The following is a 25,546-nucleotide window of genomic DNA, read 5'->3' as shown; positions in this document are numbered from 1 at the left end:
TCGCGAGCAAGCCCGCTCCCACAGGGGGGAGTGTTTATGGGTACCGTGTTATTTCACGTTTACGGTGATTTTCTTGGAAACGATGGTCGGATCGAACGGCATATGGCCGCTGTCGCCGAGTATCAGCTGCAAGGTGTGCTTACCCGGTGCCAGTTTGATCGTAGCCTCGGTTTGCGCCTTGCCGAAATGCATGTGGTTGGCGTCGGTTGGAATCGGTGCGCCTTTGGCAGGCAGTTTGTCGACATCGATCAGCAAATGGTGATGACCGGTATTTTTCGTCACATCACCCGCCGGGGCCAGCGCGATGTCCTTGACGCCGAACTTGACCTTGAATTCCTGGCCGACGGTGGCACCGTCTTCCGGGGAAACGATGAATACCTCTGCACCCTTGGGAGCAGGGGTTGCGGCGGATGCCAGCATCGAAGCCCCCAGCAACAGGCCGGCCAAGGCGGCACGTGACATAAAGCTTTTCATTTTTTTCTCCAGTTTTTCATGAAATCCGCGAGATCATGACAACTTCATGACCATTCGTTGTCGAAGCCTGCAACAACCATAGCAAAGCGAGCCTGAAACGAGCGTCGCTTGTAACAATACAAAGGAGTGACCATGCGTTTTCTGCCTGGGCTGATCTGCCTGCTACCCCTCTTGAGCCCTCTGGCCCATGCCGAACTGATCGACGACGTCAACGACCGTGGCGAATTGCGCATCGCTGTGGAAGCCAACACCAGCCCTTTCAACTTCAAGGAAGACGGCAAACTCACCGGCTTCGAGGTGGAGCTGGGACAGATGTTGGCCGGTGAGCTGGATGTTCGCGCCGATTTTGTGGTCACCGATGCCGGGGATCTGCTGTCCGGCGTGGAAAGTGGCAAGTACGACGTTGCCATCAACCACATAGCAATGACCCCGGAACTGGCCGAACGTTTCGACACCAGCGCCGTTTACAGCCAGCCGGATGCGCAACTGTTGGCGCGCAAGGATGAGACACCGCGTCCCCTGGTCATGGCGCAGTCCTTTCAGCCGGAAGAAAAGAGCGAGCCGGCGCCGAGCCTGGTGATTCCGTTCCAGAAGGGCAACCCGGCGTTCAAGGCCAGCCTGGACAATGCTCTGGAGCGGATCAAGGACGACGGGCGATTGGAGCAGTTGTCGCAGAAATGGTTGGGTCGTAGGAACTGACGAGTGCAACGAGGCTGCGATCTTTTCAAGGACACTTGAGTCTTAAGCGAAAGATCAACAGATCGCAGGCTTCGTCAGCGCCTACAGAGCCGAACGGGAGCAAGCTCCCTCGCCACAGGATTCACCACTCACCCTGCCCCAATCTCAGGACTTACGCCAGACACTCGCCAGCCATGGCTGCTGCTCCCGCGGCAGCCCCGCCGGTCGATAGTAATGCTCAAGCTCGACAAAACCTGCCTCGGTGAGCAACGTGCGCCATGCCGCAAGGTCGTGATACGCGCCGAAGCGCTGGCCGTTCCAGCCTTCCTGGTTTTCTCCCCGCGGGTTGGAACTGAACAGCACGCCGCCGGGCTTGAGGGTGGCGTGCAATTGCTTGAGCACCCGTGGCAGTTCCTGGACGGGGACATGAAACAGCACCGCGTTGGCGAAAATCCCGTCAAAGCGTTCGACCGGCAGGTCGAGTTCCAGGAAGTCCTGCTGCCACACCTCACAACCGCTGTCCTGGCGCGCCATCCGGGCAAATTCCTCTGAACCGTCGAGGCCGACCGCGACATGGCCCATGGCCGTGAATGTGCGCAGGTCGCGCCCCGGGCCGCAGCCGAAATCCAGGATGTGCAGCGGTGCCTGGCCCTGGATATGGCGCAGCAGGGCGTCGATGTTCTGGCTGACATCGTGGTCGCGGGTGCCGTCGCGAAAGCTCTCTGCCACGGCGTTGTAATGGCCCAGGGTCGTGGCGGTGATGGCGTGCAGGTCGTCGGTGGTGTGTTTCATGGGTGTGGGTTTGGGTGAGGAGTGTCAGCCGACTATACCGCAAGCCCGCTGATCTGCCTGTGGGAGCAAAGCTTGCTCGCGACTGCAGTCGTCCAGTTGGTATCCATGTTGGATGGAATACTGCTATCGCGAGCAAGCTTTGCTCCCACAGGTCAACTGCTCCCATAGGTCAGCGTTTATTCAAGTCGCGCGCCAGGCGGTCACCACCCAATTGGATCACGGCGACCAATGCCACCAGCAACACGATCACCGTGAGCATGATCTGGCTGTCGAAACGTTGGTAGCCGTAGCGGTAGGCGATGTCGCCCAGGCCGCCGGCGCCGATCGCTCCGGCCATGGCCGAGGAGTTGATCATGGTCACCAAGGTGATGGTAAAACCGCCAACGATGCCCGGCAGGGCTTCGGGCAGCAGCACATGCCAGACAATGTGCCAGCGTCGGCAACCCATAGCCTGGGCCGCTTCGATCAGGCCATGGTCGACCTCGCGCAGGCTGACTTCGGCGATACGGGCAAAGAACGGTGTAGCGGCGATGGTCAGCGGTACAACCGCGGCCCACACGCCATAGGTGGTGCCGACGATCAGCCGGGTGAACGGGATCAACGCCACCATCAGAATCAGGAACGGTATCGAGCGGAACAGGTTCACGAACGCGCCCAGGGCCCGGTTCAAGGCTGGCGCTTCATAAATTCCACCCTTGCCGCTCGTGACCAGGATCACCGCCAGCGGTATGCCCGCCAGCAACGCAATCAACGATGACACGCCAACCATCAGGAACGTGTCGATAAAACCCTGCAACAACCGGTCAAACCACATAACCCAGCACCTCTACCCGTTGTGCCCAATTGCCCGCCCGTTGACGCAATTCCTCGGCGCCCCATGACGAACCGCTCACGGCCAGCAACAATTGCCCCAGCCCGTGGCCCTGAATGCGCTCGATGCCGCCGTGCAGCAGCCGCACCCGTCCACCGAGGGCACTGAACAAGGCGGCGAGATCCGGTTCTTCTCGATCTATGCCGCTGAACTTCAGGCGCAGCACGGTAGCCGCATCCGCCGATGCCGGCTGCCCCTGCAAGCGACTTTGCAGCTCTTGCGGTATGGCGTGTTGCAACGGCGCCAGCAGCGTCCGACTGACCTCGTGTTGCGGGTTGCCGAATACTTCCCAGACCGGTCCCTGCTCGACCATGCGTCCTTGCTCGAGCACCACCACCCGGTCGCAGACTTCACGGATCACCGCCATCTCGTGGGTGATCAACACGATGGTCAGGCCCAGTCGCTGATTGATCTCGCGTAGCAAACCGAGGATCGATTGGGTGGTCTCCGGGTCAAGGGCCGATGTGGCTTCATCGCACAACAGGATCTGCGGGTCATGGACCAGCGCCCGGGCAATCCCCACCCGCTGCTTCTGACCGCCCGAAAGTTGCGCCGGATAGGCCTTGTGCTTGCCTTGCAGGCCGACCAGCTCCAGCAGCTCGCGGACTTTGCGCTGGCGCTGTTCCTTGGGCACGCCGGCGACTTTCAGCGGCAGCTCAACGTTCTGCCAGACGGTCTTGGCCGACATCAGGTTGAAGTGCTGGAAGATCATGCCGATGCGCCGGCGCAATTCCACCAGGCGGTCCTCATCGAACTCGCCGATGTCTATCTGATCAATCAACACCCTGCCGCTGGTGGGTTGTTCGAGGCGGTTGATGGTGCGGATCAGCGACGACTTGCCGGCGCCGCTGCGGCCGATGATGCCGAACACCTCGCCGCGCTGGATCGCCAGGTCGATCCCTTGCAGCGCGGCCACCGGACCCTGGGCACCGTTGTAGGTCTTGCCCAGGCCGATGAAGCGCACAAGGGCGCGGTTCAACTCCGGATGCAGCTCGGTCTGGTCGGCGCTTTGTGGCGTGGGAGCTTCGTGTCTGAGTCGAGCATTGACGGCGTTCATGGTCAGCCTTCCCATCCGGCCTGGTAGAGCTTGCCATGGGCCTTGTCCAGGGCAGCACGCACGACAGGTGAGTGCTGATAGATGTCGACGAATTTGATCAGCCTTGGGTCGGTTTTGCTCTTGGGTTGGATCACGAACTGGATGACGTACTCCTTGTGATCGAGGCCGTCGAACAGCAAGGCAGACGTGGCGTCGAAGGTCTTCGCCAAGCGGATGTAGGCGGGATAGCCCTGTACCAAGTCGGCGTCGTCATAGGCGCGCACCAGTTGCACGGCTTCGACTTGCAGGATTTTGATTTTTTTCGGGTTGGCGACGATATCGTCTTCGGTGGCCTTGTAACCCACCCCCGGCTTGAGGGTGATCAGCCCGGCTTTGGCCAGCAGTTGCAGGCCGCGACCGCTGTTGATCGGGTCGTTGGCAATGGCGACGCTCGCGCCTTCGGGCAGCTCGTCGAAGCTTTTGTATTTTTTCGAATAGAGCCCGACGTTGTTGATGATCCCCGGCGCAAAGGGCACCAGGTCGAACCCAGCGGTGGCCTTGGCATTTTCCAGGAACGGAATGTGCTGGAAGTAATTCACGTCGATATCACCGGAGGCCAGGCTGACGTTGGGCGCGATCCAGTCGCTGAACTCCACCAACTCGACCTTCAAGCCTTGCTTGCCGGCTTCTTCTACGGCGGCTTCCAGGGGAATGGCAAACGCGGCGGTGGTGCCGATCTTCAACGGTGCGTCGGCGGCAAACAGCGTCGAGCTGAACAGGCCGAGGGCCAGGGCCAGTGCTTTGACTGGCAAGGTCAGGAGTTGCTTGGTCATGTCGGATATTCCAGTCATTAATGGGCGGTGCATATTTTTTGTGGCGAACAGAGCTCTGTGGGAGCAAGGCTTGCCCGCGATGAAGTTGATGCGGTCGCTCAAAAACCGAGGTGTCTGCATCGCGAGCAAGCTTTGCTCCCACAAGGTCAGTGTCGGTAGGTCGAACCGGTGTGTTGTTCGGGCAAATGGGCCTCTGCGTGAAACAGCTTTTCGCGCAGGGTGCCGTTGTCGTATTCGGTCTTGTACGAACCGCGTCGCTGCAACTCGGGGATCACCAGGTCGATGAAGTCCACGTAGCTTTGCGGCGTGACGATGCGGGTCAGGTTGAAGCCGTCGAGGCCGGTTTCGGCGATCCACGCCTCCAGTTCATCGGCCACCTGTTCGGGCGAGCCGATCAGGGTGATGTAGCGACCGCCCAGGGCGTGTTGGTCCAGCAATTTGCGCCGGGTCCAGTCGTTGTTCTGCAGGATCTTGGTGGCAGACTGGATGGCGTTGCTCTTCACGTACTGGATCGGTTCGTCCAGTTCGTACGCGGAAAAATCGATTCCTGTCGAGGCGGAAAAATGCGCCACCCCGGCTTCGGCGCTGGCGTAGCTCAGGTACTCGGCATGCTTGGCCCAGGCGGCCGCTTCGGTCTCGCCGACGATCACGTTAAGGCCCATGAACACTTTGATGTCCCCGGGGTTTCGTCCGGCTCGGGCGGCGCTGGCGCGAACCTTGTCCACCTGGGCCTTGGTCGCGGGTTTGTTCTGGCCGCTGATGAACACGCACTCGGCATGCCGCCCGGCAAACAGCAGGCCGCGCTCGGAACTACCGGCCTGGAACAGCACCGGCGTGCGCTGGGGCGAGGGTTCGCAGAGGTGATAACCCTCGACCTGATAGAACTCGCCCTGGTGCCGAACCTTGTGCACTTTCTCCGGCCGGGCATAGATCCGCTGCTCGCGGTCGTTGAGCACCGCGTCGTTTTCCCAACTGCCCTCCCACAATTTGTAGAGCACTTGCAGGTATTCATCGGCCTGGTCGTAGCGGCGGTCATGCTCGACCTGCGCGGTAAGCCCCATGGCTTTGGCGGCGCTGTCCAGATAGCCGGTGACGATGTTCCAGCCGACCCGGCCGCGACTCAGATGGTCGAGGGTGCTCATGCGTCGGGCAAACAGGTAGGGCGGTTCGTAGGTCAGGTTGGCGGTGAGCCCGAAGCCGAGGTTTTTCGTCACGGCGGCCATCGCCGAGACCAGCAGCAACGGGTCGTTGACCGGCAGTTGGATCGACTCCTTGAGCGTGACGTCCACCGACTGTTGGTACACGTCGTAGACCCCGACGATGTCGGCGATGAACAGCCCGTCGAACAATCCGCGCTCGAGCAATTGCGCCAGGGCGGTCCAGTATTCAATCGTGTTGTACTGGGTCGAGGTGTCCTGGGGATGAGCCCACAAACCATGGTTGATGTGCCCGATGCAGTTCATGTTGAACGCGTTGAGCAGGATCTTTTTCCTGTCGGCCGCCATCAGATAGTCCCCCGCAGCGGCGGTTTTTCATCGTTGAGGTAGAAGTTGCCCACCGCGTGGTATTTCCAGCGCACCGGGTCATGCAGGGTGTGCACCCGGGCGTTGCGCCAGTGGCGGTCGAGACCATGTTCGGCCAGGGTCGCCTGGCTGCCGGCCAATTCGAACAGGGTGCTGCCGGCGGCCAGGGAAATCTCGGTGCTGATGGCGCGGGCTTCGGCTACGGCAATCGAGGCGGCGGCGACCGTGTCGGCCTGGGTGTCGGCCTGGGCCCGGTCGAGAAACTCACCGGCACGTTCCAGCAGGGCTTCGGCGGCGTGCAGGCGGATGCTCAGTTGGCCGAAGCTTTTGAGGGTGTGCGGGTCTTCGGTGGCGACGTCGCTGGTGGCGTCGATCCAGGGCCGGGTTTTGCTGCGGACAAAATGCAGGGCGTCCTCATAGGCGGCGCGAGCGATGCCGGTGTCGATGGCGGCGTGAAGAATCTGCGCCAGCGGCCCCACCGGCGTTGGGCGTTCGAAGGCGCTCTGGAAGGGCACGACGTCTTCGGCGGTGACATAAACGTCCTCGAACACCACCGATCCACTGCCGGTGGTGCGCTGGCCGAAACCGCTCCAGTCGTCGATCACCGTCAGGCCTCGGCTGTTGCGCGGGACGAATGCCAGTTGTTGCACGCCGTTTTCATCCACCACCGACGTGGGGATGCGCTGGGCGTAGATCGCCCCCGTGGCGTAGAACTTGCGACCGCTGATGCGGTAGCCCTCACCGTCGCGGCGCAGTTGCGTGATGCGGTCGTGGGCGGTCTTGGTGCCGAGCTCCGCCAATGCATTGCCAAAACGTTGGCCGGCCAGGACTTCGGCATACAGGCGTTGTTTTTGCGCTTGGCTGCCGTTTACCCGTAGCACTTCCAGGGCGTAGAAATGATTTTGCGGAATCTGCCCCAGCGAGCCGTCGGCCTGAGCAATCAGCGCGATGACTTTGGCCAGGGTGACGTTGGACACACCGGCGCCGCCATAGGCCTTGGGCACGCTGATGCCCCACAGGCCAGAGCGGGAGAAGGCCTCCAGTTCCGGGTACGGCAAGCGGCGCTCACGGTCGCGCAGGGCGCTGTCGCGCTTGAAGTCATCGGCCAGGTCGCTGGCCACGATCAGGGCTTGTTCATCGCTGGTGATCACCGCGACGTGTTGAGAAAACGTCATGTACTGCTCCAGAGGTCGGGTCGTCAGATCCAGGAATGCCGGGCCGGCAAGGTGCCGTTCAGGTGGTAGGCGCCTACCGCGTAATACTTCCAGCGCACCGGGTCGTGCAGGGTATGGACCCGTGCGTTGCGCCAGTGGCGGTCGAGATTGAATTCGGCGAGGGTGGCGCGGCTGCCGGCCAGTTCTAACAATTTTTCGCTGGCTTGCAGGGCGATCTCGGTGGTGAGCACCTTGGCCTCGGCCACGGCAATCGAGGCGCGGGCAGCCGATTGCGCGGTGATGGGCGCGGCGCTGACCTGGTCCAGCACTTGTCCGGCCTTGCGCAACAACGCTTCGGCGGCGTGCAGTTCGATTTTCAGCTTGCCGATGTCGGCGATCACATAGAGGTCGTCACTGGCCCGGTCGACCTTGGCATCGATCCAGGGCCGGGCTCGTTCTCGGACGAAGGCGATGGCATCGTCGATGGCGCCACGGGCGATGCCTGCATCGATGGCGGCCTGGATCAGTTGGGAAATCGCGCCTTGCACGCCGGGCGTTTCGTTGATGCGCCAGTTCTCCAGCACCAAGTCGGCATCCACTTGCACATTGTTCAGCAACACGGTGCCGCTGGCCGTGGTGCGCTGGCCGAACCCTGACCAGTCGTCGACGATCCGCAGGCCCGGGGTGCCGCGCCGCACGAACGCCAGCACCTGCCGACCCTCGTCATTCAGCGCCTTGACCGCGACCCAGTGGGCAAACAGCGCGCCGGTTGAATAGAACTTCTGACCATTGATGACAAACCTGTCACCGTCAGCGGTGATCCGGGCCTTGAGTTCAAGGGTATTGCGAGTGCCACGTTCCGGCCCGGCGTTGCCGATGCGCCAGCCTTCGAGCACGCTCTGCAGCAGGATTTTTTTCTGCCGTTCGGTGCCGGTGCCGAGAATCAGTTGGAGTACGCCGAATTGGTTTTGCGGGATCTGCCCGAGGGCCGGGTCAGCGGCGGAAATGATCGCGAACACCTCGGCCAGGGTGACGAAAGAAACCTGCGGGCCGCCGTATGCCCGGGGAATGGCGATGCTGCCCAGTCCGCTACGGGTGAATTGCTCGATTTCTGCCCAGGGTAGCTTGCGTTGCTGGTCACGACGCGCGGCCTGCTGACGGGCGACCTGCGCCAGTTCATGGGCGGCTTTGATGGCCTCGGCATCGTTGCGCAACACCTGTGCGGGCAACAGCTGCGGTGCGATGTCCAGGTCGCTCTGGACCTTTGCTTGCGCCAAATCCGACATTACAGCCACTCCGTGGCTGCAGGCAGTGTCCTGGCATATTGCACTGGGGTGATTGTGTTCCGTTCCATACCCACCTCACATCTCAAGAAACGCCGCGATGAAGACGGCGAGCAAAAATCAAGAATGTCCGGTGGTCCGGTTTATATACCCTAAACGTGTGTAATTTATTTTTGAACTAACTTTTAGGAATATCAATAGAGGGCTTTGTGCCGAGCGATGTTGTGGCGAGGGGATTTATCCCCGTTGGGCTGCGCAGCAGCCCCAAAGCAGTCAACACAGCAACCTGTTGCACCGCGATTGCATAGTGGGGGCTGCTTCGCAGCCCAGCGGGGATAAATCCCCTCGCCACAACAGCTTGCTCAGAGTATTCATGTTCGGCGGCGCGTTTCGGCGGCCATGAGCGCCTCTTTCGGAGAAGTGCTCAGGTAGGGGTTGGCGCAACCGATCTTCAACGTTCGCGGCGGCGCCCAGTGGGAGTTGTTGCCCGCGCGGTCGAGGATGCAGTAGGTCACTTCCAGGCGCAGGTCTTCCCCTGCCTCCAGGATGATCTGCGGCGGTACCCAGATGTTGATCGGCAGGCCAACCTCACAAGGCTTGATGCGGGGCAGGTCCATGCGCACGTCGCCCCAGCGCAAGGTAATCGCATCGTCAGCGGCCATGTTCAGATAGGGCTCTATGGTCAGTGGTACGCCACGTTTGACCTGGCTCGGGTTCACGCCCTTACGGCGGATAGCATCAGGAATCCGCACTGGTGCCAGGCCCTGGTTTTCATCACCGCTCAGGGCCGACGGTTGGCCACCGGGGCAATCGAGCTTGACCTGGACCCGTTGCGATGCTGAGAGCGCCGGCCCGCGCCCCACTTGCATCACGCGATAATGGATGCGCGAGGTCCCATTGACGATGAAGCTCTCGGGGACCCGCAACGTAACGCTACTGTGCACGTCGGCCGGTGACAGCAGGCGGGAGCCGACGTAGCAATTGTCCCAGAACAGCTCGATCAGATCGCCCGCGTCCATGCCGGGATAAGGGGCAATCGCCACTTGCAAGTGTGCCGCGCTGGTGATGTTGATGCTGTTACGCAGAGCGTTGGCCAGGATAGGCGCCGCCAGTTCAGGAATGTTCGACGTACATGTCATGGTGTTCTCCTTGATGCTTTAAAACGAAGTCCGTTTCGGGAAGATCGAAGGCGCTTAATCATCGCGACATATTTTTATTGCGCAGCATGGACCCTGTCTGCGGTTCACCGCGCAGAACTAAAATAGTTCGCGTCGCCTGTGGGTCACTAGATAAGGGTTCAGCAGTTTCAGTGTCAATAGAGGAACTTGCTTAATAATTAATTGGATACGGCTTCAGAAATGTCCTACGCATTCAAGGTAAGAATACGTTGCGTTGTGCGCCATTTTCCTCGGGTTCATTGGTTTGGAAGGGAAGTGCGGCAGGAAGTCGGATAAATAGCGTAGCCCAAAGAGAAGTGTTGCCAGAGATATGTATATATCGCACGTCAACGAGGTGGGCGTGTTAAAGGAGCTAAACTTTTTAGTTTTTTTGCGTTGGGCTGTTAGTTGTTCCACCTCCATCCTTGGAAGTAGGGACAATATAAATAACTTACTGGTTGCCGTGTCCGGCCGAGAGGAACTTGCTGAGAAACTGTCGAGTGCGTTCCTCCCGGGGGGCTGCAAACAAGGCCTTGGCTTCGCCTTGTTCGACGATCACACCTTTATCGAAAAACACCACGCGGTTCGCCACGTCCCGGGCGAAGCCCATTTCGTGAGTCACAATGACCATGGTGCGCTTTTCTTCGGCCAGGCCACGAATCGTCGCCAGCACCTCGCCCACCAGCTCCGGGTCCAGGGCCGACGTCGGCTCGTCGAACAGAATCACCTCAGGCTCCATCGCCAGCGCCCTGGCAATCGCCACGCGCTGTTGCTGGCCACCGGAAAGACGCCGCGGGTAGGCGTCCTCCTTGCCTGCCAGCCCGACCTTGGCCAGCAGTTTACGGCCTAAAGCCTCAGCGTCGGCACGTGGGGTCTTCTTCACCACCAGTGGGCCCTCAATGACGTTCTCCAGCGCGGTGCGATGAGGGAACAGATTGAAGTTCTGGAACACAAAACCCACCTGCTGGCGCAAACGACGCACCAGGTTCTGTTGCTGGTTCAGCGGTCGACTGCCATCGATTTCGATGTCGCCGACCTTGATCCGGCCACTGCTGGGTTCTTCGAGGAAGTTCAGGCAGCGCAGGAAGGTGGTTTTGCCCGAACCGCTGGGGCCGATGATCGCCACCACTTCGCCTTCTTTGATCTCCAGGTCGATGCCATTGAGCACCACTTGACCCTTGAACTGCTTTGTCAGTTTTTCCACGACAATCATGGGTCAGGACTCCTGGTCATGCCGATTGACCCGGGCTTCCAGGACGTTCTGCAGGTGCGCCAGCACGCTGGCCAGAATCCAGTAGATCAGCGCGGCGGCAAGATACATGGTGAAGATTTCGAAAGTGCGGGCAGTGATCAACTGCGCCTGACGGAACAGCTCCGGCACCTGGATGGTCGCCGCCAGTGCGGTGTCCTTGACCAGGGAAATGAAGCTGTTGCCCAGAGGAGGCAAGGCCGTTCGCGCCGCTTGCGGCAGGATGGCCCGGCGCAGGGTCTGGGCGCGGGTCATGCCGATACTGGCCGCGGCTTCCCACTGGCCGCGCTCGATGGAACTGATGGCCGCGCGCAGGATTTCACACGCATAGGCCGCCATGTTCAGCGAGAAGCCGATCAGCGCCGCCGGCAACGGATCCAGCTCAACACCCAGTTGGGGCAACCCGTAATAGATCACGAACAACTGCACCAGCAGCGGCGTGCCGCGAAAAAACGACACGTAGATGCGAGCGATCCAGCTCACCAGTTTGAAGCGCGACAGGCGCATCAACGCCAGGCCGAAGCCCAGCAACAAGCCGAAGAACATGCCGCCCAAACTGAGGATGACCGTGTAATACGCGCCCTTGAGCAAGAAGGGCGCGGAGTCCAGCGCGAGTTGAAAAGCCTCTTCCATTATTGAGTGACGTCAGCGTTGAAGTATTTCTGCGAAATTTTCGCCAGGGTGCCGTCGGCCCGCAATTTGTCGATGGCCTTGTTGATTGCGTCCAGCAGCTCAGGCTCGCCTTTGCGCAGGGCGATACCGGCTTCCTGGCGGGAGAACGGCTCGCCGGCAACGGCGGTGTCCTTGGCCTTGGCGGTCAGCTCCAGAGCAGCCAGCCGGTCTACCAGAATGGCGTCGATGCGGCCTACACGCAGGTCCTGATATTTGGTTGGGTCATCGTCGTAGGTGCGGATAATAGCCTTTGGCTGGTTTTCCTTGAGCCATTGCTCATAGTTGGTGCCCAAGCCAACGCCGACTTTCTTGCCAGCCAGGTCATCGGCGGTCTTGATGGCGTCTTTGTTTTTGGTCAGCACCAGTGCCTGGATACCGGAAACGGTGTAGGGCTGGGAGAAGTCATACTTCTTCTTGCGCTCCTCGGAGATGGTGACCTGGTTGATCACCGCGTCCAGACGCTTGGATTCCAGCGCTGCGAGAATGCCGTCCCATTTGGTCGGCTGCAGTTTGACCTTCACGCCCAGCTCCTTGGCCAGGGCTTCGGAAAACTCCACTTCGAAACCGGCCAGCTTGCCATCGGCGTCCACGAAACTGAACGGTGGGTAAGTGCCTTCCAGACCGACGTTGATCACGCCCGCATCCTTGATCTTTTGCAACTGCTCACCGGCGACTGCCTGCCCCAGCAGACCGGCGCTCAATGCCAGGCCCAGCGAACCCACCAACAGGTTGCGACGTAATGCGGAAAAATTCATGACAAGCCCCTGTGTTTTTTTATGGAGACGTTATTCGGATGAGAGAAGGCGTCGCCGCGATTAAAAAGATTGCCCATCCTGCCTTAAAGCAGCCTGTGCGTCTCGCGGCAAATATGCCGGTGCCAAGACTATAAGACGGCTTTTATAGATTGGAAAATAATATTAAATCTCCCACTTATTCAACCATGGAATGAATGTTTCTGTGGGAGCGGGCTTGCTCGCGAAGGCTATCTGTCAGTCACCAAACATGTTGGATGCGCCGACGCTTTCGCGAGCAAGCCCGCTCACACAAAAACGCTTCACCTAAGCCTGGAACGCCGCGTTATACGCAAACAACGCCGGTGCGCCGCCGGTATGCAGGAAGATGATCGGGCCCTCGTCGAAGCGATCGCGACCAATACCATCGAGCAGGCCGGCCATCGCCTTGCCGGTGTAGACCGGATCGAGCAACAGACCCTCCAGGCTCGCCAGCAATTTGACTGCTGCCAGCGTACCGGCATTGGGTTCGCCGTAACGCGGGGCGAAGTATTCGTCCCACAGGTTCACCTTGAAGGCCTCTGGAAACGATATGTCAAGCAGTTGGGCGGTGCGTTCGGCCAAGCCCTGGACCTTGGGGCGCTGGTCTTCTTCGCTGCGTGAGACCGTTATGCCAATCACGGGAAGTTGCGGCAGCCTTTCACTGAGCGCCAGCGTCAGACCGCTGTGAGTCCCGGCGCTGCCGGAGGCCAGCACCACGGCGGCGAAATTCAGGCCGGTGTCCTTGATTTGTTCGGCCAGTTCCAGCCCGGCGCGCACATACCCCAGCGCGCCCAGAGCATTTGAACCGCCAATCGGTACCAGATACGGCTTTTTCCCATTGCTGCGCAGACGCGCGGCGAGGGCCTGCAATTGCTCGTCGGCGTTGTCCAGGTTTTCGACCAATTCGACCTTGGCGTCGAACAGCTCCAGTAGCAGCCGGTTGCCATTGCTCAGGTAGTTGCTGTCTTCGGTGCCGATGGGGTTTTCCAGCAGGGCCACACAGCCCAGGCCCAGCTTGGCCGCCAGCGCGGCAGTCTGGCGCACATGGTTGGACTGGATCGCACCGGCGGTGATGAGGGTGTCGGCACCTTGAGCCAGGGCGTCGGCGGCCAGGTATTCGAGCTTGCGCAGCTTGTTGCCGCCCAAAGCCAGCGGGGTCAGGTCGTCGCGCTTGATATAGATGTCGCGACCGAGCCAGGAGGAAAGACGGTCGAGTTTTTCCAGGGGAGTTGGATGGCCGAGCAGGTCAAGACGGTTAAAGCGCGCTAGCTGTTGTTTGATCATGGGTCCGTACTGATTGCAGGAGATGCCTGGACTATAGGCACGCCGATATTGATGGGCAACCGGCAATCGTTTTGTTTGGACGTAAACCGGCAGGGTGGGACTCCCGGATTGCTGGACAATGAAGATCCTGTGGGAGCGGGCTTGCTCGCGAAGGCGGACTTCCAATCTACATTGATGTGAATGTTACGGCCCCTTCGCGAGCAATCCCGCTCCCACAGGGGGCATGTTTCCTAGGACATATATTTAGACACTGAACGAATGCTCTCCAGATAGCGTCATAGCCTCCCAGACCAGTGTAGGAAAAGTACCGGCCAGACCTGGGATTAGTCCTTAGCTACCTATTCATGTTTAACTTGAACGTTCATTCAAGTTAAACCGTCGGTTTGCTGCCCGCTCACAACAGGAGGCTTGCCTTTGCCGAGTCCGTTCGCAATTTTCACGATTTCGTTTTCCGGGGACCCTCGCTCATGAGTGCCTCGTCCCTTCCACCCAGCGGCCTGGTCCGCATGAATCCGCCGGTTTTTTACTTTGCCGCGACCTTCATTCTGCTGTTCGGCCTGGTGGTCATTGCTGTGCCGGAGCAGGCCGGTGCCTGGCTGCTGGCGGCGCAGAACTGGGCGGCCAATACGGTCGGCTGGTATTACATGTTGGCGATGACCCTGTATCTGGTCTTCGTGGTGGTCACCGCCTTGTCCGGCTACGGCAAGATCAAGCTCGGTGCCGACCACGACGAGCCCGAATTCAGTTACCTGTCCTGGGCCGGCATGCTGTTCGCTGCCGGTATCAGCATCACGCTGTTTTTTTTCTGTGTCTCCGAACCGCTGACCCATCTGGTTCAGCCACCGCAAGGCGAGGCTGGTACCGCAGATGCCGCGCGCCAAGCCATGCAGATCCTGTTTCTGCACTGGGGCCTGCATGGCTGGGGCGTGTTTGCTTTCGTCGGCATGGCCCTGGCGTACTTTGCCTACCGGCACAATTTGCCGTTGGCCCTGCGTTCAGCGCTGTACCCGCTGATCGGTAAACGTATTAACGGCCCCATCGGCTACGCGGTGGACGGCTTCGGCATCATCGCGACCGTGTTCGGCCTCGGCGCGGACATGGGGTTTGGGGTGCTGCATCTCAATTCCGGGCTCGATTATCTGTTCGGCATCGCCCACACCCAGTGGATTCAGGTCGGCCTGATCGTACTGATGATGGGCGCGGCAATCATTGTGGCGGTGGCCGGTGTCGATAAAGGCGTGCGGGTCATGTCCGACATCAACATGCTGCTGGCCTGCGCGTTGCTGCTGTTCGTGCTGTTTGCCGGGCCTACCCAGCATTTGCTCAACACGTTGATCCAGAACATCGGCGATTATCTCGGCGCCCTGCCGATGAAGAGTTTTGACGTGTACGCCTACAACGAGCCCAGCGACTGGCTGGGCGGCTGGACGGTGTTCTACTGGGCCTGGTGGATCGCGTGGTCACCGTTCGTGGGACTGTTCATTGCGCGCATCTCCCGTGGGCGCACTATCCGCGAGTTCGTGTTTGGCGTGTTGCTGATTCCCCTTGGCTTCACCCTGGCGTGGATGTCGATCTTCGGTAACAGCGCCATTGATCAAGTGTTGAACCACGGCATGAGTGCTTTGGGGATGTCCGCCCTGGAAAACCCCTCGATGAGCCTTTATTTGCTGCTGGAAACCTATCCATGGAGCAAGACCGTCATCGCGGTGACCGTGTTTATCAGTTTTGTGTTCTTTGTTACGTCAGCCGACTCCGGCACTGTGGTGCTTTCGACGTTGTCGGCCAAGGGCGGCAGCCCTGATGAAGACGGGCCCAAATGGCTGCGGGTGTTCTGGGGGGCGATGACCGCCCTGGTGACCAGTGCATTGCTGTTCTCCGGCAGCATCGATGCCTTGAAGTCGGCAGTGGTGCTGACGTCTTTGCCGTTCTCGCTGATTCTGCTGTTGATGATGTGGGGCCTGCACAAGGCGTTTTACCTCGAGTCCCAGAAGCAGATTGCGCAGTTGCATTCGCTGGCGCCGGTGTCGGCTTCTCGACGAGGTACGGGCGGCTGGCGACAGCGCTTGAGTCAGGCGGTGCATTTCCCGTCCCGCGACGAGGTGTACCGTTTTCTCGACACCACGGTACGCCCGGCCATCGAGGAGGTGAAAGCGGTGTTCGCCGAGAAAGGCCTGACCGTGGTGACCCAGCCAGACCCGGCCAACGACAGCGTCAGCCTGGAGATCGGCCACGGCGAGCAGCATCCGTTCATCTACCAGGTGCAGATGCGCGGCTATTTCACGCCGTCCTTCGCTCGCGGCGGCATGGGTTCCAAGGAACTCAACAACCGCCGTTACTACCGTGCTGAAGTGCACCTGAGTGAAGGCAGCCAGGATTACGATCTGGTGGGCTACACCAAGGAACAGGTCATCAACGACATCCTCGACCAATACGAGCGGCATATGCAGTTCCTGCATCTGGTGCGCTGATCGGGCGAAACCTCAGACCAGGCCGCCGTTGGCACGCAGGATTTGCCCGTTCACCCAGCCGGCGGCCGGGCTGACCAGGAAGGATATGATGCTGGCGATGTCCTCGGGCTGGCCGAGGCGTTCCAGAGGTGGCATTTTGGCGAAGTTCTGGATCTGTTCTTCGCTCTTGCCATGCAGGAACAGTTCGGTAGCGACCGGGCCGGGCGCCACGGCGTTGACTGTGATCTGGCGGCCGCGCAGTTCCTTGGCGAACACCTGGGTCAGTGATTCGACGGCGGCCTTGCTGGCGATGTACACCGAATAGCCGGGCAGGTTCAGGCCAACGGTGCTGCTGGAAAAATTCACGATCCGGCCACCGTCGCTCAGACGGGTTGCGGCTTCGCGCAGGGTGTTGAAGGTGCCGCGAGTGTTGATGGCGAACGTCTGGTCGAACAGCTCGTCACTGTGCTGGGCCAAGGGCATCACTTGAAGGGTGCCAGCGTTATTGATCAGCACATCCACCTTGCCCAGTTGCGCTTCGGTCTCGTCGAACATCCGGCGGACGTCGACGGCAGAGGACACATCTGCCTTGATCGCTATGGCCTGGTGACCGGCCTGGCGCAATTGCACCACCAGCTTCGAGGCCTCGGCGGCGCTGTTGGCGAAGTTAATGGCGACGGCATAACCATCGCGGGCCAGTTGCTTGGCGATTTCGGCGCCGATGCCGCGGGAGGCGCCGGTTACGATGGCAACTTTGATGGTTTGCGGGGGCATGACAGGGCTCCTTTTGAAGTGGATGAAGCCAGATTCACATGTTTACTGTCGGTGATAAATGCCCGATGGCTGCCTTGACTGTTCAGTAATCACAAACAATACGCGGGCAGGAAGACGTCTCTTCCATGGGCCGAGGTGTCGCCCACCTGCGGTAGATCACCTGCACCGGCAAACTCGCTCCCACGCCGGACAGGCGAACTTTTGGCCTGACGGATGCGTCTGTGAGGTGTTAGCTTGCCCCATGTACCAGCCACCCGAACAGAGAGCCTTTCGATGACCTACACCGCTGCCGAAAACCGCTACGAGTCCATTCCTTACCGCCGTGTCGGTCGCAGCGGGCTGGTGCTGCCGGCGCTGTCGTTAGGGTTGTGGCACAACTTCGGCGACAGCACGCCGATCGACACGCAGCGTTCGCTGCTGCGTACGGCGTTTGACCTGGGTATCAATCACTTCGACCTGGCCAACAACTACGGCCCGCCCTACGGCAGCGCCGAGATCAATTTTGGCCGCTTGCTGCGCGAAGACTTCAAACAGTACCGCGATGAGTTGATCATCTCCAGCAAGGCCGGTTGGGACATGTGGCCCGGTCCTTACGGCCAGGGGGGTGGTTCGCGCAAGTACGTGTTGGCCAGCCTCGACCAGAGCCTGCAACGCCTGGGCCTGGACTATGTGGATATCTTCTATTCCCACCGCTTCGACCCCGACACCCCGTTGGAAGAAACCGCCAGCGCGCTGGCCACGGCCGTGCAGCAGGGCAAGGCGTTGTACATCGGCATCTCTTCGTATTCCGGTGTGAAGACCCGGGAAATGGCTGCGCTACTCAAAGAGTGGAAGGTTCCACTGCTGATCCATCAACCGGCCTACAACCTGCTCAATCGCTGGGTGGAAAAGGACCTGCTGGACGCCACCGATGAACTGGGCACGGGTGTGATTGCCTTTACGCCCTTGGCCCAGGGCCTGCTGACCGACAAGTACCTCAAGGGCATTCCGGCCGATGCACGGGTCAATCGCCCAGGTGGTGGTTCGTTGCAGGCTTCGCACCTGTCGCAGGAGAACATCGCCCATGTGCGCGCCCTCAATGAAATTGCCCAGCGTCGCGGGCAAAGCCTGGCGCAAATGGCCCTGGCCTGGACCCTGCGCGACGCACGGGTAACCTCAGCGCTGATCGGCGCCAGTCGGCCGGAGCAGATTATCGAGAACGTCGGGGCGTTGAAGAACCTGAGTTTCAGCGCTGAAGAACTGGCGCAGATCGATCGGTTTGCCCAGGAGGGCGGGATCAATCTGTGGGAGAAACCTTCGTCGGCGGAGTAGTTACTTTTGCCAAACAGCCGATCCGCCAAAAATGGCCGGCTGTACACAAAACCCTGTGGGAGGAGCTTGCTCCCTCCCACAGGTGTTCGCTCGCTAGTTACTGATTGCCAGGATGCTCGCCTGGTACGCCCCTACAAACACATCGAAATCCCCCTCTTCGTTCTGCTCAAGCTCAGCTTGCTGAGCCAGGGATTGACGAGCGTTTTCTTCGAATGCGCTCTGCTCCTGGGTAGGCAACGGCTTGGCACGGAAGAATTCGGCGTGGGCCTTGCTCTGGCGCAGGGAGAACTGGGCGAAACTTTCCTGGTGTTGTGCCATGGCCGCCAGCACTTGGGCGGAGGGGGTCAGTGACGGGTCCCGCACCTTCGCCAATTGCGCGTCCAATGCCTGGCGATGGGCGTCGCCCCCCTGGCTCTCGTCGAGCAGCGAGGCCAATGGTGCGATCTTCTCCAGAAGCTCAATGGCCCAGGCTTGCATGTCCACCGATTGCCCTTGGCGTTGCAATTGCAAACCTGGCCGCCGGCCTTCCTTGACCACGGTCAGGAAGTTGTTCGTCGCATTGCTGCACTCGTTGTTTTCCAGCAATGGACTGTCGTTCAGGCCGCAATACAGCAGGAATGCATCGAGGAACCGCGATTCGGTGAGATCGATGCCCATCGGCAGGAACGGGTTGATGTCCAGGCAACGGACTTCGACGTACTGGATGCCCCGGGCCATCAACGCCTGGATCGGGCGCTCGCCGGTATAGGTCACGCGTTTTGGGCGGATGTTGGAGTAGTACTCGTTTTCGATCTGCAAAATATTGGTGTTGAGCTGCACCCACTCACCATTCTTATGCGTGCCGACTTCGACGTAGGGCGCGTACGGTGTCGCCACCGCCTTGCGCAGGCTGTCGGTGTAGCTTGCCAGGTCGTTGTAGCAGGGGGTCAGGCCGGCCTGGGCGTTGCTTTGGTAACCCAGGTCGCTCATGCGCAGGCTGGTGGCATACGGCAGGTACAAGGTGTCCGGATCCAATTGTTCCAACTGGTGCGGACGGCCGCGCAGAAAGCCGGCATCCAGAGCCGGCGAGGCACCGAACAAGTACATCAGCAACCAGCTGTAGCGACGGAAATTACGGATCAGCGCGATGTAGGCCGATGACTGGAAATCACGATCGCTCGCTTCAACGGCTTCGGCCTGACGCAGCAGCGGCCAGAGTTTTTCCGGCAGGGAAAAGTTGTAGTGGATCCCTGCGATGCATTGCATGGTCTTGCCATAGCGCAGCGCCAGACCCTGGCGGTAGACGTACTTGAGCCGACCGATGTTCGAGGTGCCGTAATACGCGATCGGAATGTCTTCCTCCGCTGGCAGCGGGCACGGCATCGAAGGACTCCACAGGTACTCGTTGCCGAGTTTGCTGTAAGCAAACCGGTGGATCTTGTCGAGGCTGTGCAAGGTATCGGCCACGTCAGCCTGGGCCGGGGTGATGAACTCCAGCAGCGACTCGGAATAGTCGGTGGTGATCTGTTCGTTGGTCAGCGCCGAGCCCAGGGCCTCGGGGTGCGGGGTCTGCGCCAGATGCCCTGTGTCCGTGACGCGCAGGCATTCACGTTCGATGCCGTGCAGGCACTGCTCGAGCAGGGAGAGGTTGGCGCGCTCGCCGAGCAGAGCCAGGCGGCGGTTTAAAAGGTCGCTCAAGTTGAATTCCTTCACGCGTCAGTCGCCCCAATATGGGGGTGGTCACGACGGTCTACAAGGGTGAAGTTAAAACTGGCGTTTTCGCCTGGTTTTTGTGCTGCCAAAGACAAATCGTCGCAGCCCCCTGTGGGAGCGGGCTTGCTCGCGAAGGCGGTATGTCAGTCGGCATTGGAGTCGCCTGATACACCGCTTTCGCGAGCAAGCCCGCTCCCACAAGGAGTTCCGACACCGCATTCGCAGCGCCGAAATTAACCCAAATCGATGACAGGGAGCTATAGGACTGCGAACGTGCCTTGTGCTTTTGCGACCAGTTTGTCGCCTTGCATCACTTCGGCCTCAACCACCAGCGTGCGCCGACCCGGGTGAATGACCCGGGCCGTGCAGAGCACCGCACCGTCGGAGACGGCGCGAATGTAGTTGATCTTGCATTCGATGGTCGCGCTCTGCTGGTCAAAGCCATGGACGCTGGAGCAGGCCAGGCCCATGGCGATGTCCACCAGGCTGAACAACGCGCCGCCATGCAGCTTGCCGCCGCGGTTGCGCAACGGTGGCTCAAGGCTCAGGGCGACTTGCGCCACCCCGTCACCCAGGCTGTGCAGACGGCAGCCGAGCAGCTTGAAAAACGCGCTTTCCACCAACCCGGCTGGCGCATCCATCAGCGTTTCTTCAACTGTTTGGCATTGGCGAACAGCGAGGCCATGGCGTTGTTGGCCGGGGCCTGCGTGGCGGTTTCCTTGCGCGGTGTGGGGTTCTGCGATTGACGCGGTGTCGAGCCCGGACGAGCGCCGCGGGCACCGTCGACTTTCTCGCCCGGCGTATCACTCATGCGCATCGACAGACCGACGCGTTTGCGCGGGATGTCGACTTCCATGACCTTCACTTTCACCACATCACCGGCCTTCACCGCTTCGCGCGGGTCCTTGATGAACTTCTCCGACAGCGCGGAGATGTGCACCAGACCATCCTGATGCACGCCGATGTCGACGAAGGCACCGAAGTTGGTGACGTTGGTCACCACGCCTTCGAGGATCATGCCCGGTTGCAGGTCCTTGAGGTCTTCGACGCCGTCCTGGAACTCGGCAGTCTTGAACTCGGGACGCGGGTCACGGCCGGGTTTCTCCAGTTCCTGAAGGATGTCGGTCACGGTGGGCAGGCCGAAGGTTTCGTCGGTGAATTTTTTCGGGTCCAGGCGTTTGAGAAACGCAGCATCACCGATCAGCGAGCGGATGTCGCGGTCGGTCTGGGCGGCGATGCGTTGCACCAGTGGGTAGGCCTCAGGGTGGACAGCCGACGAATCCAGCGGGTTGTCGCCGTTCATGACGCGCAGGAAGCCGGCGGCCTGTTCGAAGGTTTTTTCACCCAGGCGCGGGACTTTCTTCAATGCGGCGCGGGTCTTGAACGCACCATGTTCGTCGCGGTGAGTGACAATGTTCTGCGCCAGCGTGGCATTGAGACCCGAGATACGCGCCAACAGCGCTACCGAAGCTGTGTTCACGTCCACGCCCACGGCGTTCACGCAATCCTCCACCACAGCATCCAGGCCTCGGGCCAGTTTCAACTGGGAAACGTCGTGCTGGTACTGGCCGACACCGATGGATTTCGGATCGATCTTTACCAGTTCCGCCAGCGGGTCCTGCAGGCGGCGAGCAATGGACACCGCGCCACGAATCGACACGTCCAGGTCCGGGAATTCCTTGGAGGCCAGTTCCGACGCCGAATAAACCGAAGCGCCAGCCTCGGAAACCATGACCTTGGTCATCTTCATGGCCGGGTATTTCTTGATCAGTTCGGCGGCCAGTTTGTCGGTCTCCCGGCTGGCGGTGCCGTTGCCAATGGCGATCAGGTCCACCGAATGCTTGGCGCATAGCGCGGCGAGCACGGCGAGGGTCTGGTCCCACTTGTTATGCGGCACATGGGGGTAGACCGTGGCATGGTCCAGCAGCTTGCCGGTGGAGTCCACCACGGCCACTTTGCAACCGGTACGCAGGCCCGGGTCCAGGCCCAGGGTGGCGCGCGGCCCGGCCGGTGCGGCCAGCAGCAGGTCGTGCAGGTTGTGAGCGAAGACGTTGATCGCCTCGGTCTCGGCGTTGTCGCGCAGTTCGCCCAGCAGATCGGTCTCCAGGTGGGTGTAGAGCTTGACCTTCCAGGTCCAGCGCACCACTTCGGCCAGCCATTTGTCGGCGGCGCGGTTCTGGTTCTGGATGCCGAACTGCTGGCCAATCATGCCTTCGCAGGGGTGCATGGTGCCGGGCAACTCGTCGCCCACCTTCAGCGCGGAGCTGAGAATGCCTTCGTTGCGGCCGCGGAAAATTGCCAGGGCGCGGTGGGACGGCATGCTCTTGAGCGGTTCGTCGTGTTCGAAGTAGTCGCGGAACTTGGCGCCTTCCTCTTCCTTGCCGGCGATCACGCGGGCGCTGAGGGTGGCTTCCTGCTTGAGGTAATTGCGCAGTTTTTCCAGCAGGTTGGCGTCTTCGGCGAAGCGTTCCATCAGGATGTACTTGGCACCTTCGAGCGCCGCTTTCACGTCCGCCACACCTTTTTCGGCATCGACGAAACGCGCGGCTTCGGTTTCCGGGGCCAGGGTCGGGTCGTTGAACAGACCGTCGGCCAGCTCGCCGAGGCCGGCTTCCAGGGCAATCTGGCCCTTGGTGCGGCGTTTTTGCTTGTAGGGCAGGTACAAGTCTTCGAGACGGGTCTTGGTGTCGGCCAGCTTGATGTCACGCTCAAGTTGCGGGGTCAGCTTGCCCTGTTCCTGAATGCTGGCCAGGATGCTGAGGCGCCGCTCGTCGAGTTCTCGCAAGTAGCGCAGGCGTTCTTCCAGATGACGCAGTTGGGTGTCATCGAGGCTGCCGGTCACTTCTTTTCGGTAACGGGCGATAAAGGGCACCGTGGAGCCTTCATCCAGTAGCGCGACGGCCGCTTCGACCTGTTGTGGGCGTACGCCGAGTTCCTCGGCGATGCGGCTGTTGATGCTGTCCATAAAACCACCTGAAAAATTGTGAAATCAGACCCGCCACCGCAGAAGCCGGGCTCGGCGAGACTGGTTGAGCGGCCTGGCGTGCGCCGCTGCCTGGGTCAAGAGGCTGCCTGTTGACCCGCGAAATTCAGAAAGTGCTGCCGGGCAAGGGAAAAAACGATACGTCGGGATCACGATCCGACATTCCCTGGCACAAAAGGCCGCGCATTATAACCAGCGTTCCGTTCTTAGGGGGCTCCGTGGTCTGTAGGCTTGATACCCGGATTGCTGGAGATAGAGGAAAAATCTGCTAACAATGCACACGGTGCGTATAACGGCAGCTAGGCCATAATGCGCGCCGAGATCAAAGGAGCTTCCTATGAGCAGCACTGCACAAACTGCTGAAGGCGAAAAAATTCTTATTGTTGACGACGATCCGGGGCTGAGCAGCCTGCTGGAGCGCTTTTTCGTCAGCAAGGGCTACCGCGCCCGCACCGTACCGAACACCGAGCAAATGGATCGGCTGCTGGCCCGTGAGGTCTTCAACCTGGTGGTCCTCGACCTGATGCTGCCAGGTGAAGACGGTTTGACGGCCTGCCGTCGCCTGCGTGGCGCCAACAACCAGATCCCGATCATCATGCTTACCGCCAAGGGCGATGAGCTGAGCCGTATCAAGGGGCTGGAACTGGGTGCTGACGATTACCTGGCCAAGCCGTTCAACCCGGACGAGCTGATGGCTCGGGTCAAGGCGGTGTTGCGTCGTCAGTCGGCTCCGGTGCCTGGCGCCCCGGGCAGCGAAGATGAAAGCGTGACCTTCGGCGACTATGAACTGTCCCTGGCCACTCGCGAGCTCAAGCGCGGCGATGAAATACACATGCTCACCACCGGTGAGTTCGCCGTGCTCAAGGCCCTGGTGATGAACGCCCGTCAGCCGCTGACCCGCGACAAGCTGATGAACCTGGCCCGTGGCCGTGAATGGGATGCGCTGGAGCGATCCATCGACGTGCAGATTTCCCGTCTGCGCCGGATGATCGAGCCTGATCCTTCCAAGCCGCGATATATCCAGACTGTCTGGGGCGTGGGTTATGTGTTCGTGCCGGATGGTGCCGCCAGCAAGTGATCGGTGATTTGTAGGAGCGGGTGGCCTGGCGGGTTGAATTTCTTCCTGCAGGCGACTCGCGGTCCGTTATTGTGCGAGCATCGCTCGCTCCTGCAAGTGTGTAGCGGCTATTCATGAAAACCCCCGTTTGGTTCCCCCAGAGTTTCTTCTCCCGCACCCTCTGGCTGGTGCTGATTGTCGTGCTCTTTTCCAAGGCACTGACGCTCGTCTACTTGCTGATGAACGAAGATGTGCTGGTGGACCGGCAGTACAGCCACGGCGTTGCCTTGACCCTTCGAGCCTATTGGGCTGCCGATGAAGCCAACCGGGAGAAGATTGCCGAAGCGGCGACCCTGATCCGGGTGGTTGGCGCCGGCGTGCCGGAAGGCGAACAACACTGGCCTTACAGCGAAATCTATCAACGGCAGATGCAGGACGAACTCGGCGCCGATACCGAAGTGCGATTACGTATGCACTCGCCTCCGGCTTTGTGGGTACGTGCGCCGAGCCTGGGGGATGGCTGGTTGAAGGTACCGTTGTACCCCCACCCGTTGCGCGGCCAGAAAATCTGGAACGTGCTTGGTTGGTTCCTGGCCATCGGCCTGTTGTCGACCGCTTCGGCGTGGATCTTCGTCAGCCAGCTCAATCAGCCGCTCAAGCGCCTGGTCTATGCGGCCCGACAGTTGGGCCAGGGCCGTAGTGTGCGGTTGCCCATCAGCGACACGCCCAGCGAAATGACCGAGGTGTACCGCGCTTTCAACCAGATGGCCGAGGACGTCGAGCAGGCCGGACGCGAGCGTGAACTGATGCTTGCGGGCGTCTCCCACGACCTGCGCACACCGTTGACCCGTTTACGGCTGTCGCTGGAGTTGATGGGCGAGCATACCGACCTGACCGATGAAATGGTCCGCGATATCGAAGACATGGACGCGATTCTCGATCAGTTCCTCGCGTTCATTCGCGACGGTCGGGACGAGTCCGTGGAGGAAGTCGATCTCAGCGAGTTGGTGCGGGAAGTGGCCGCGCCCTATAACCAGAACTGCGAAAAAGTGCACCTGCGCCTGGAGCCGATCCAGCCGTTCCCGCTGCGCCGGGTGTCGATGAAGCGATTGCTGAACAACCTGATCGGCAATGCCCTGAACCACGCCGGCACGGGCGTCGAAGTGGCGGCCTATGTTTCCGGTGATACCAGTGCACCTTATGTGGTGCTCAGCGTCATGGACCGTGGTGCCGGGATCGATCCGTCGGAACTGGAAGCCATTTTCAACCCCTTCACCCGGGGCGACCGTGCCCGGGGCGGAAAAGGCACGGGATTGGGCCTGGCCATTGTCAAGCGCATCGCTTCAATGCACGGCGGTAATGTCGAATTGCGCAACCGCGCCGGTGGTGGTCTGGAAGCGCGGGTGAGGTTGCCGTTGGGGCTGTTGTTGCCCAGGGATGCGGTATAGGGACAACCCGTTTGCTCAAGAACTGATGTGGGAGCGAGCCTGCTCGCGATAGCGA

The 25,546-nt window shown here is 60.5% G+C and carries 22 protein-coding genes; 5 read left to right on the top strand and 17 right to left on the bottom strand.

Annotation, left to right across the window (positions count from 1 at the left end; translation table 11 throughout):
* Positions 1-48 precede the first annotated feature (48 nt).
* Entirely contained in the window at positions 49-474 is a 426-nt protein-coding gene (locus tag HU811_RS11155; protein ID WP_186655863.1) for a DUF4399 domain-containing protein, read from the bottom strand.
* A 132-nt stretch (positions 475-606) separates the two neighbouring features.
* Between HU811_RS11155 and HU811_RS11150 the strand changes: the two genes are divergently transcribed.
* Positions 607-1,173, top strand: a complete 567-nt coding sequence (locus tag HU811_RS11150; RefSeq protein ID WP_186655862.1) for a transporter substrate-binding domain-containing protein — start codon at positions 607-609, stop codon at positions 1,171-1,173.
* A 144-nt stretch (positions 1,174-1,317) separates the two neighbouring features.
* Here HU811_RS11150 and HU811_RS11145 read toward each other — a convergent pair whose 3' ends face one another.
* The 12 genes from HU811_RS11145 to HU811_RS11090 all read right to left on the bottom strand — a co-directional run bounded on the left by HU811_RS11145 (position 1,318) and on the right by HU811_RS11090 (position 13,779).
* Positions 1,318-1,944, bottom strand: a complete 627-nt coding sequence (locus HU811_RS11145) for a class I SAM-dependent methyltransferase (protein ID WP_092455965.1) — start codon at positions 1,942-1,944, stop codon at positions 1,318-1,320.
* A gap of 169 nt (positions 1,945-2,113) precedes the next feature.
* Positions 2,114-2,758 (bottom strand): methionine ABC transporter permease, encoded by a 645-nt coding sequence (locus HU811_RS11140; RefSeq protein WP_186655861.1) that lies wholly within the window; start codon positions 2,756-2,758, stop codon positions 2,114-2,116.
* Positions 2,748-3,872: a methionine ABC transporter ATP-binding protein gene (locus HU811_RS11135; protein ID WP_092455958.1), complete on the bottom strand. Its 1,125-nt coding sequence runs from the start codon at positions 3,870-3,872 to the stop codon at positions 2,748-2,750. The genes HU811_RS11140 and HU811_RS11135 overlap by 11 nt, the downstream gene beginning before the upstream one ends.
* A 2-nt stretch (positions 3,873-3,874) precedes the next feature.
* Positions 3,875-4,684, bottom strand: coding sequence for a MetQ/NlpA family ABC transporter substrate-binding protein (locus HU811_RS11130; RefSeq protein ID WP_186655860.1), 810 nt, complete (start codon positions 4,682-4,684; stop codon positions 3,875-3,877).
* A gap of 146 nt (positions 4,685-4,830) precedes the next feature.
* Positions 4,831-6,189 carry an LLM class flavin-dependent oxidoreductase gene (locus HU811_RS11125; RefSeq protein WP_092455955.1) on the bottom strand — a complete coding sequence of 453 codons (1,359 nt, stop codon included), beginning with the start codon at positions 6,187-6,189 and terminating at the stop codon, positions 4,831-4,833.
* Positions 6,189-7,382, bottom strand: a complete 1,194-nt coding sequence (locus tag HU811_RS11120) for an SfnB family sulfur acquisition oxidoreductase (protein ID WP_092455952.1) — start codon at positions 7,380-7,382, stop codon at positions 6,189-6,191. The genes HU811_RS11125 and HU811_RS11120 overlap by 1 nt, the downstream gene beginning before the upstream one ends.
* Positions 7,383-7,405: 23 nt before the next feature.
* Positions 7,406-8,647 (bottom strand): SfnB family sulfur acquisition oxidoreductase, encoded by a 1,242-nt coding sequence (locus HU811_RS11115; protein WP_092455950.1) that lies wholly within the window; start codon positions 8,645-8,647, stop codon positions 7,406-7,408.
* A 368-nt stretch (positions 8,648-9,015) separates the two neighbouring features.
* The gene (locus tag HU811_RS11110) at positions 9,016-9,783 is read right to left on the bottom strand and encodes a hypothetical protein (protein ID WP_186655859.1); all 768 of its coding nucleotides are present in this window, start codon (positions 9,781-9,783) and stop codon (positions 9,016-9,018) included.
* 469 nt (positions 9,784-10,252) lie between these two features.
* The gene (gene tcyN / locus HU811_RS11105) at positions 10,253-11,014 is read right to left on the bottom strand and encodes an L-cystine ABC transporter ATP-binding protein TcyN (RefSeq protein WP_092402035.1); all 762 of its coding nucleotides are present in this window, start codon (positions 11,012-11,014) and stop codon (positions 10,253-10,255) included.
* Positions 11,015-11,017: 3 nt separating this feature from the next.
* On the bottom strand, positions 11,018-11,683 hold the full coding sequence (gene tcyL, locus HU811_RS11100; RefSeq protein WP_092402038.1) for a cystine ABC transporter permease: 666 nt from the start codon (positions 11,681-11,683) through the stop codon (positions 11,018-11,020).
* Entirely contained in the window at positions 11,683-12,477 is a 795-nt protein-coding gene (gene tcyJ, locus HU811_RS11095; protein WP_047226834.1) for a cystine ABC transporter substrate-binding protein, read from the bottom strand. The genes tcyL and tcyJ overlap by 1 nt, the downstream gene beginning before the upstream one ends.
* A gap of 303 nt (positions 12,478-12,780) precedes the next feature.
* Positions 12,781-13,779, bottom strand: coding sequence for a D-cysteine desulfhydrase (locus tag HU811_RS11090; protein ID WP_186655858.1), 999 nt, complete (start codon positions 13,777-13,779; stop codon positions 12,781-12,783).
* Between the two features lie 506 nt (positions 13,780-14,285).
* On the opposite strand from HU811_RS11090, the gene betT reads away from it, so the two are divergent.
* A complete protein-coding gene (gene betT / locus HU811_RS11085; RefSeq protein ID WP_177193383.1) occupies positions 14,286-16,247 on the top strand; it encodes a choline transporter BetT in 1,962 nt (653 codons plus the stop codon).
* Between the two features lie 12 nt (positions 16,248-16,259).
* Here betT and HU811_RS11080 read toward each other — a convergent pair whose 3' ends face one another.
* Positions 16,260-17,000 carry an SDR family oxidoreductase gene (locus tag HU811_RS11080; RefSeq protein WP_186655856.1) on the bottom strand — a complete coding sequence of 247 codons (741 nt, stop codon included), beginning with the start codon at positions 16,998-17,000 and terminating at the stop codon, positions 16,260-16,262.
* 273 nt (positions 17,001-17,273) lie between these two features.
* Here HU811_RS11080 and mgrA point away from each other — a divergent pair, with 273 nt between their 5' ends.
* Positions 17,274-18,311, top strand: coding sequence for an L-glyceraldehyde 3-phosphate reductase (gene mgrA, locus HU811_RS11075; protein WP_047226838.1), 1,038 nt, complete (start codon positions 17,274-17,276; stop codon positions 18,309-18,311).
* 93 nt (positions 18,312-18,404) lie between these two features.
* Here mgrA and gshA read toward each other — a convergent pair whose 3' ends face one another.
* From gshA to HU811_RS11060, 3 genes are all read right to left on the bottom strand, one after another.
* Complete coding sequence (gene gshA, locus HU811_RS11070) at positions 18,405-19,988, bottom strand: glutamate--cysteine ligase (RefSeq protein ID WP_186655854.1); 1,584 nt, start codon at positions 19,986-19,988, stop codon at positions 18,405-18,407.
* Positions 19,989-20,260: 272 nt separating this feature from the next.
* Positions 20,261-20,644 carry a PaaI family thioesterase gene (locus tag HU811_RS11065; RefSeq protein WP_092402053.1) on the bottom strand — a complete coding sequence of 128 codons (384 nt, stop codon included), beginning with the start codon at positions 20,642-20,644 and terminating at the stop codon, positions 20,261-20,263.
* Complete coding sequence (locus HU811_RS11060) at positions 20,644-22,968, bottom strand: Tex family protein (RefSeq protein WP_186655852.1); 2,325 nt, start codon at positions 22,966-22,968, stop codon at positions 20,644-20,646. Before HU811_RS11060 ends, HU811_RS11065 begins: the two co-directional genes overlap by 1 nt.
* Positions 22,969-23,323: 355 nt before the next feature.
* Between HU811_RS11060 and ompR the strand changes: the two genes are divergently transcribed.
* Together ompR and HU811_RS11050 are read left to right on the top strand one after the other, a co-directional pair.
* Positions 23,324-24,064, top strand: coding sequence for an osmolarity response regulator transcription factor OmpR (gene ompR, locus HU811_RS11055; RefSeq protein WP_025211284.1), 741 nt, complete (start codon positions 23,324-23,326; stop codon positions 24,062-24,064).
* Positions 24,065-24,177: 113 nt separating this feature from the next.
* Complete coding sequence (locus HU811_RS11050) at positions 24,178-25,491, top strand: ATP-binding protein (protein WP_047226842.1); 1,314 nt, start codon at positions 24,178-24,180, stop codon at positions 25,489-25,491.
* The last annotated feature ends 55 nt before the right edge of the window (positions 25,492-25,546 follow it).

It is taken from the genome of Pseudomonas tehranensis, from assembly GCF_014268615.1.
Lineage (GTDB): Bacteria > Pseudomonadota > Gammaproteobacteria > Pseudomonadales > Pseudomonadaceae > Aquipseudomonas > Aquipseudomonas tehranensis.
This window is presented reverse-complemented; position numbering and strand designations above follow the sequence as displayed.

Bases quoted from the DNA above. Each gene is read 5' to 3' on its own strand.
- HU811_RS11155 (WP_186655863.1), bottom strand. From the start codon at position 474: ATGAAAAGCTTTATGTCACGTGCCGCCTTGGCCGGCCTGTTGCTGGGG.
- HU811_RS11150 (WP_186655862.1), top strand. From the start codon at position 607: ATGCGTTTTCTGCCTGGGCTGATCTGCCTGCTACCCCTCTTGAGCCCT.
- HU811_RS11145 (WP_092455965.1), bottom strand. From the start codon at position 1,944: ATGAAACACACCACCGACGACCTGCACGCCATCACCGCCACGACCCTG.
- HU811_RS11140 (WP_186655861.1), bottom strand. From the start codon at position 2,758: ATGTGGTTTGACCGGTTGTTGCAGGGTTTTATCGACACGTTCCTGATG.
- HU811_RS11135 (WP_092455958.1), bottom strand. From the start codon at position 3,872: ATGAACGCCGTCAATGCTCGACTCAGACACGAAGCTCCCACGCCACAA.
- HU811_RS11130 (WP_186655860.1), bottom strand. From the start codon at position 4,684: ATGACCAAGCAACTCCTGACCTTGCCAGTCAAAGCACTGGCCCTGGCC.
- HU811_RS11125 (WP_092455955.1), bottom strand. From the start codon at position 6,189: ATGGCGGCCGACAGGAAAAAGATCCTGCTCAACGCGTTCAACATGAAC.
- HU811_RS11120 (WP_092455952.1), bottom strand. From the start codon at position 7,382: ATGACGTTTTCTCAACACGTCGCGGTGATCACCAGCGATGAACAAGCC.
- HU811_RS11115 (WP_092455950.1), bottom strand. From the start codon at position 8,647: ATGTCGGATTTGGCGCAAGCAAAGGTCCAGAGCGACCTGGACATCGCA.
- HU811_RS11110 (WP_186655859.1), bottom strand. From the start codon at position 9,783: ATGACATGTACGTCGAACATTCCTGAACTGGCGGCGCCTATCCTGGCC.
- tcyN (WP_092402035.1), bottom strand. From the start codon at position 11,014: ATGATTGTCGTGGAAAAACTGACAAAGCAGTTCAAGGGTCAAGTGGTG.
- tcyL (WP_092402038.1), bottom strand. From the start codon at position 11,683: ATGGAAGAGGCTTTTCAACTCGCGCTGGACTCCGCGCCCTTCTTGCTC.
- tcyJ (WP_047226834.1), bottom strand. From the start codon at position 12,477: ATGAATTTTTCCGCATTACGTCGCAACCTGTTGGTGGGTTCGCTGGGC.
- HU811_RS11090 (WP_186655858.1), bottom strand. From the start codon at position 13,779: ATGATCAAACAACAGCTAGCGCGCTTTAACCGTCTTGACCTGCTCGGC.
- betT (WP_177193383.1), top strand. From the start codon at position 14,286: ATGAATCCGCCGGTTTTTTACTTTGCCGCGACCTTCATTCTGCTGTTC.
- HU811_RS11080 (WP_186655856.1), bottom strand. From the start codon at position 17,000: ATGCCCCCGCAAACCATCAAAGTTGCCATCGTAACCGGCGCCTCCCGC.
- mgrA (WP_047226838.1), top strand. From the start codon at position 17,274: ATGACCTACACCGCTGCCGAAAACCGCTACGAGTCCATTCCTTACCGC.
- HU811_RS11065 (WP_092402053.1), bottom strand. From the start codon at position 20,644: ATGGATGCGCCAGCCGGGTTGGTGGAAAGCGCGTTTTTCAAGCTGCTC.
- HU811_RS11060 (WP_186655852.1), bottom strand. From the start codon at position 22,968: ATGGACAGCATCAACAGCCGCATCGCCGAGGAACTCGGCGTACGCCCA.
- ompR (WP_025211284.1), top strand. From the start codon at position 23,324: ATGAGCAGCACTGCACAAACTGCTGAAGGCGAAAAAATTCTTATTGTT.
- HU811_RS11050 (WP_047226842.1), top strand. From the start codon at position 24,178: ATGAAAACCCCCGTTTGGTTCCCCCAGAGTTTCTTCTCCCGCACCCTC.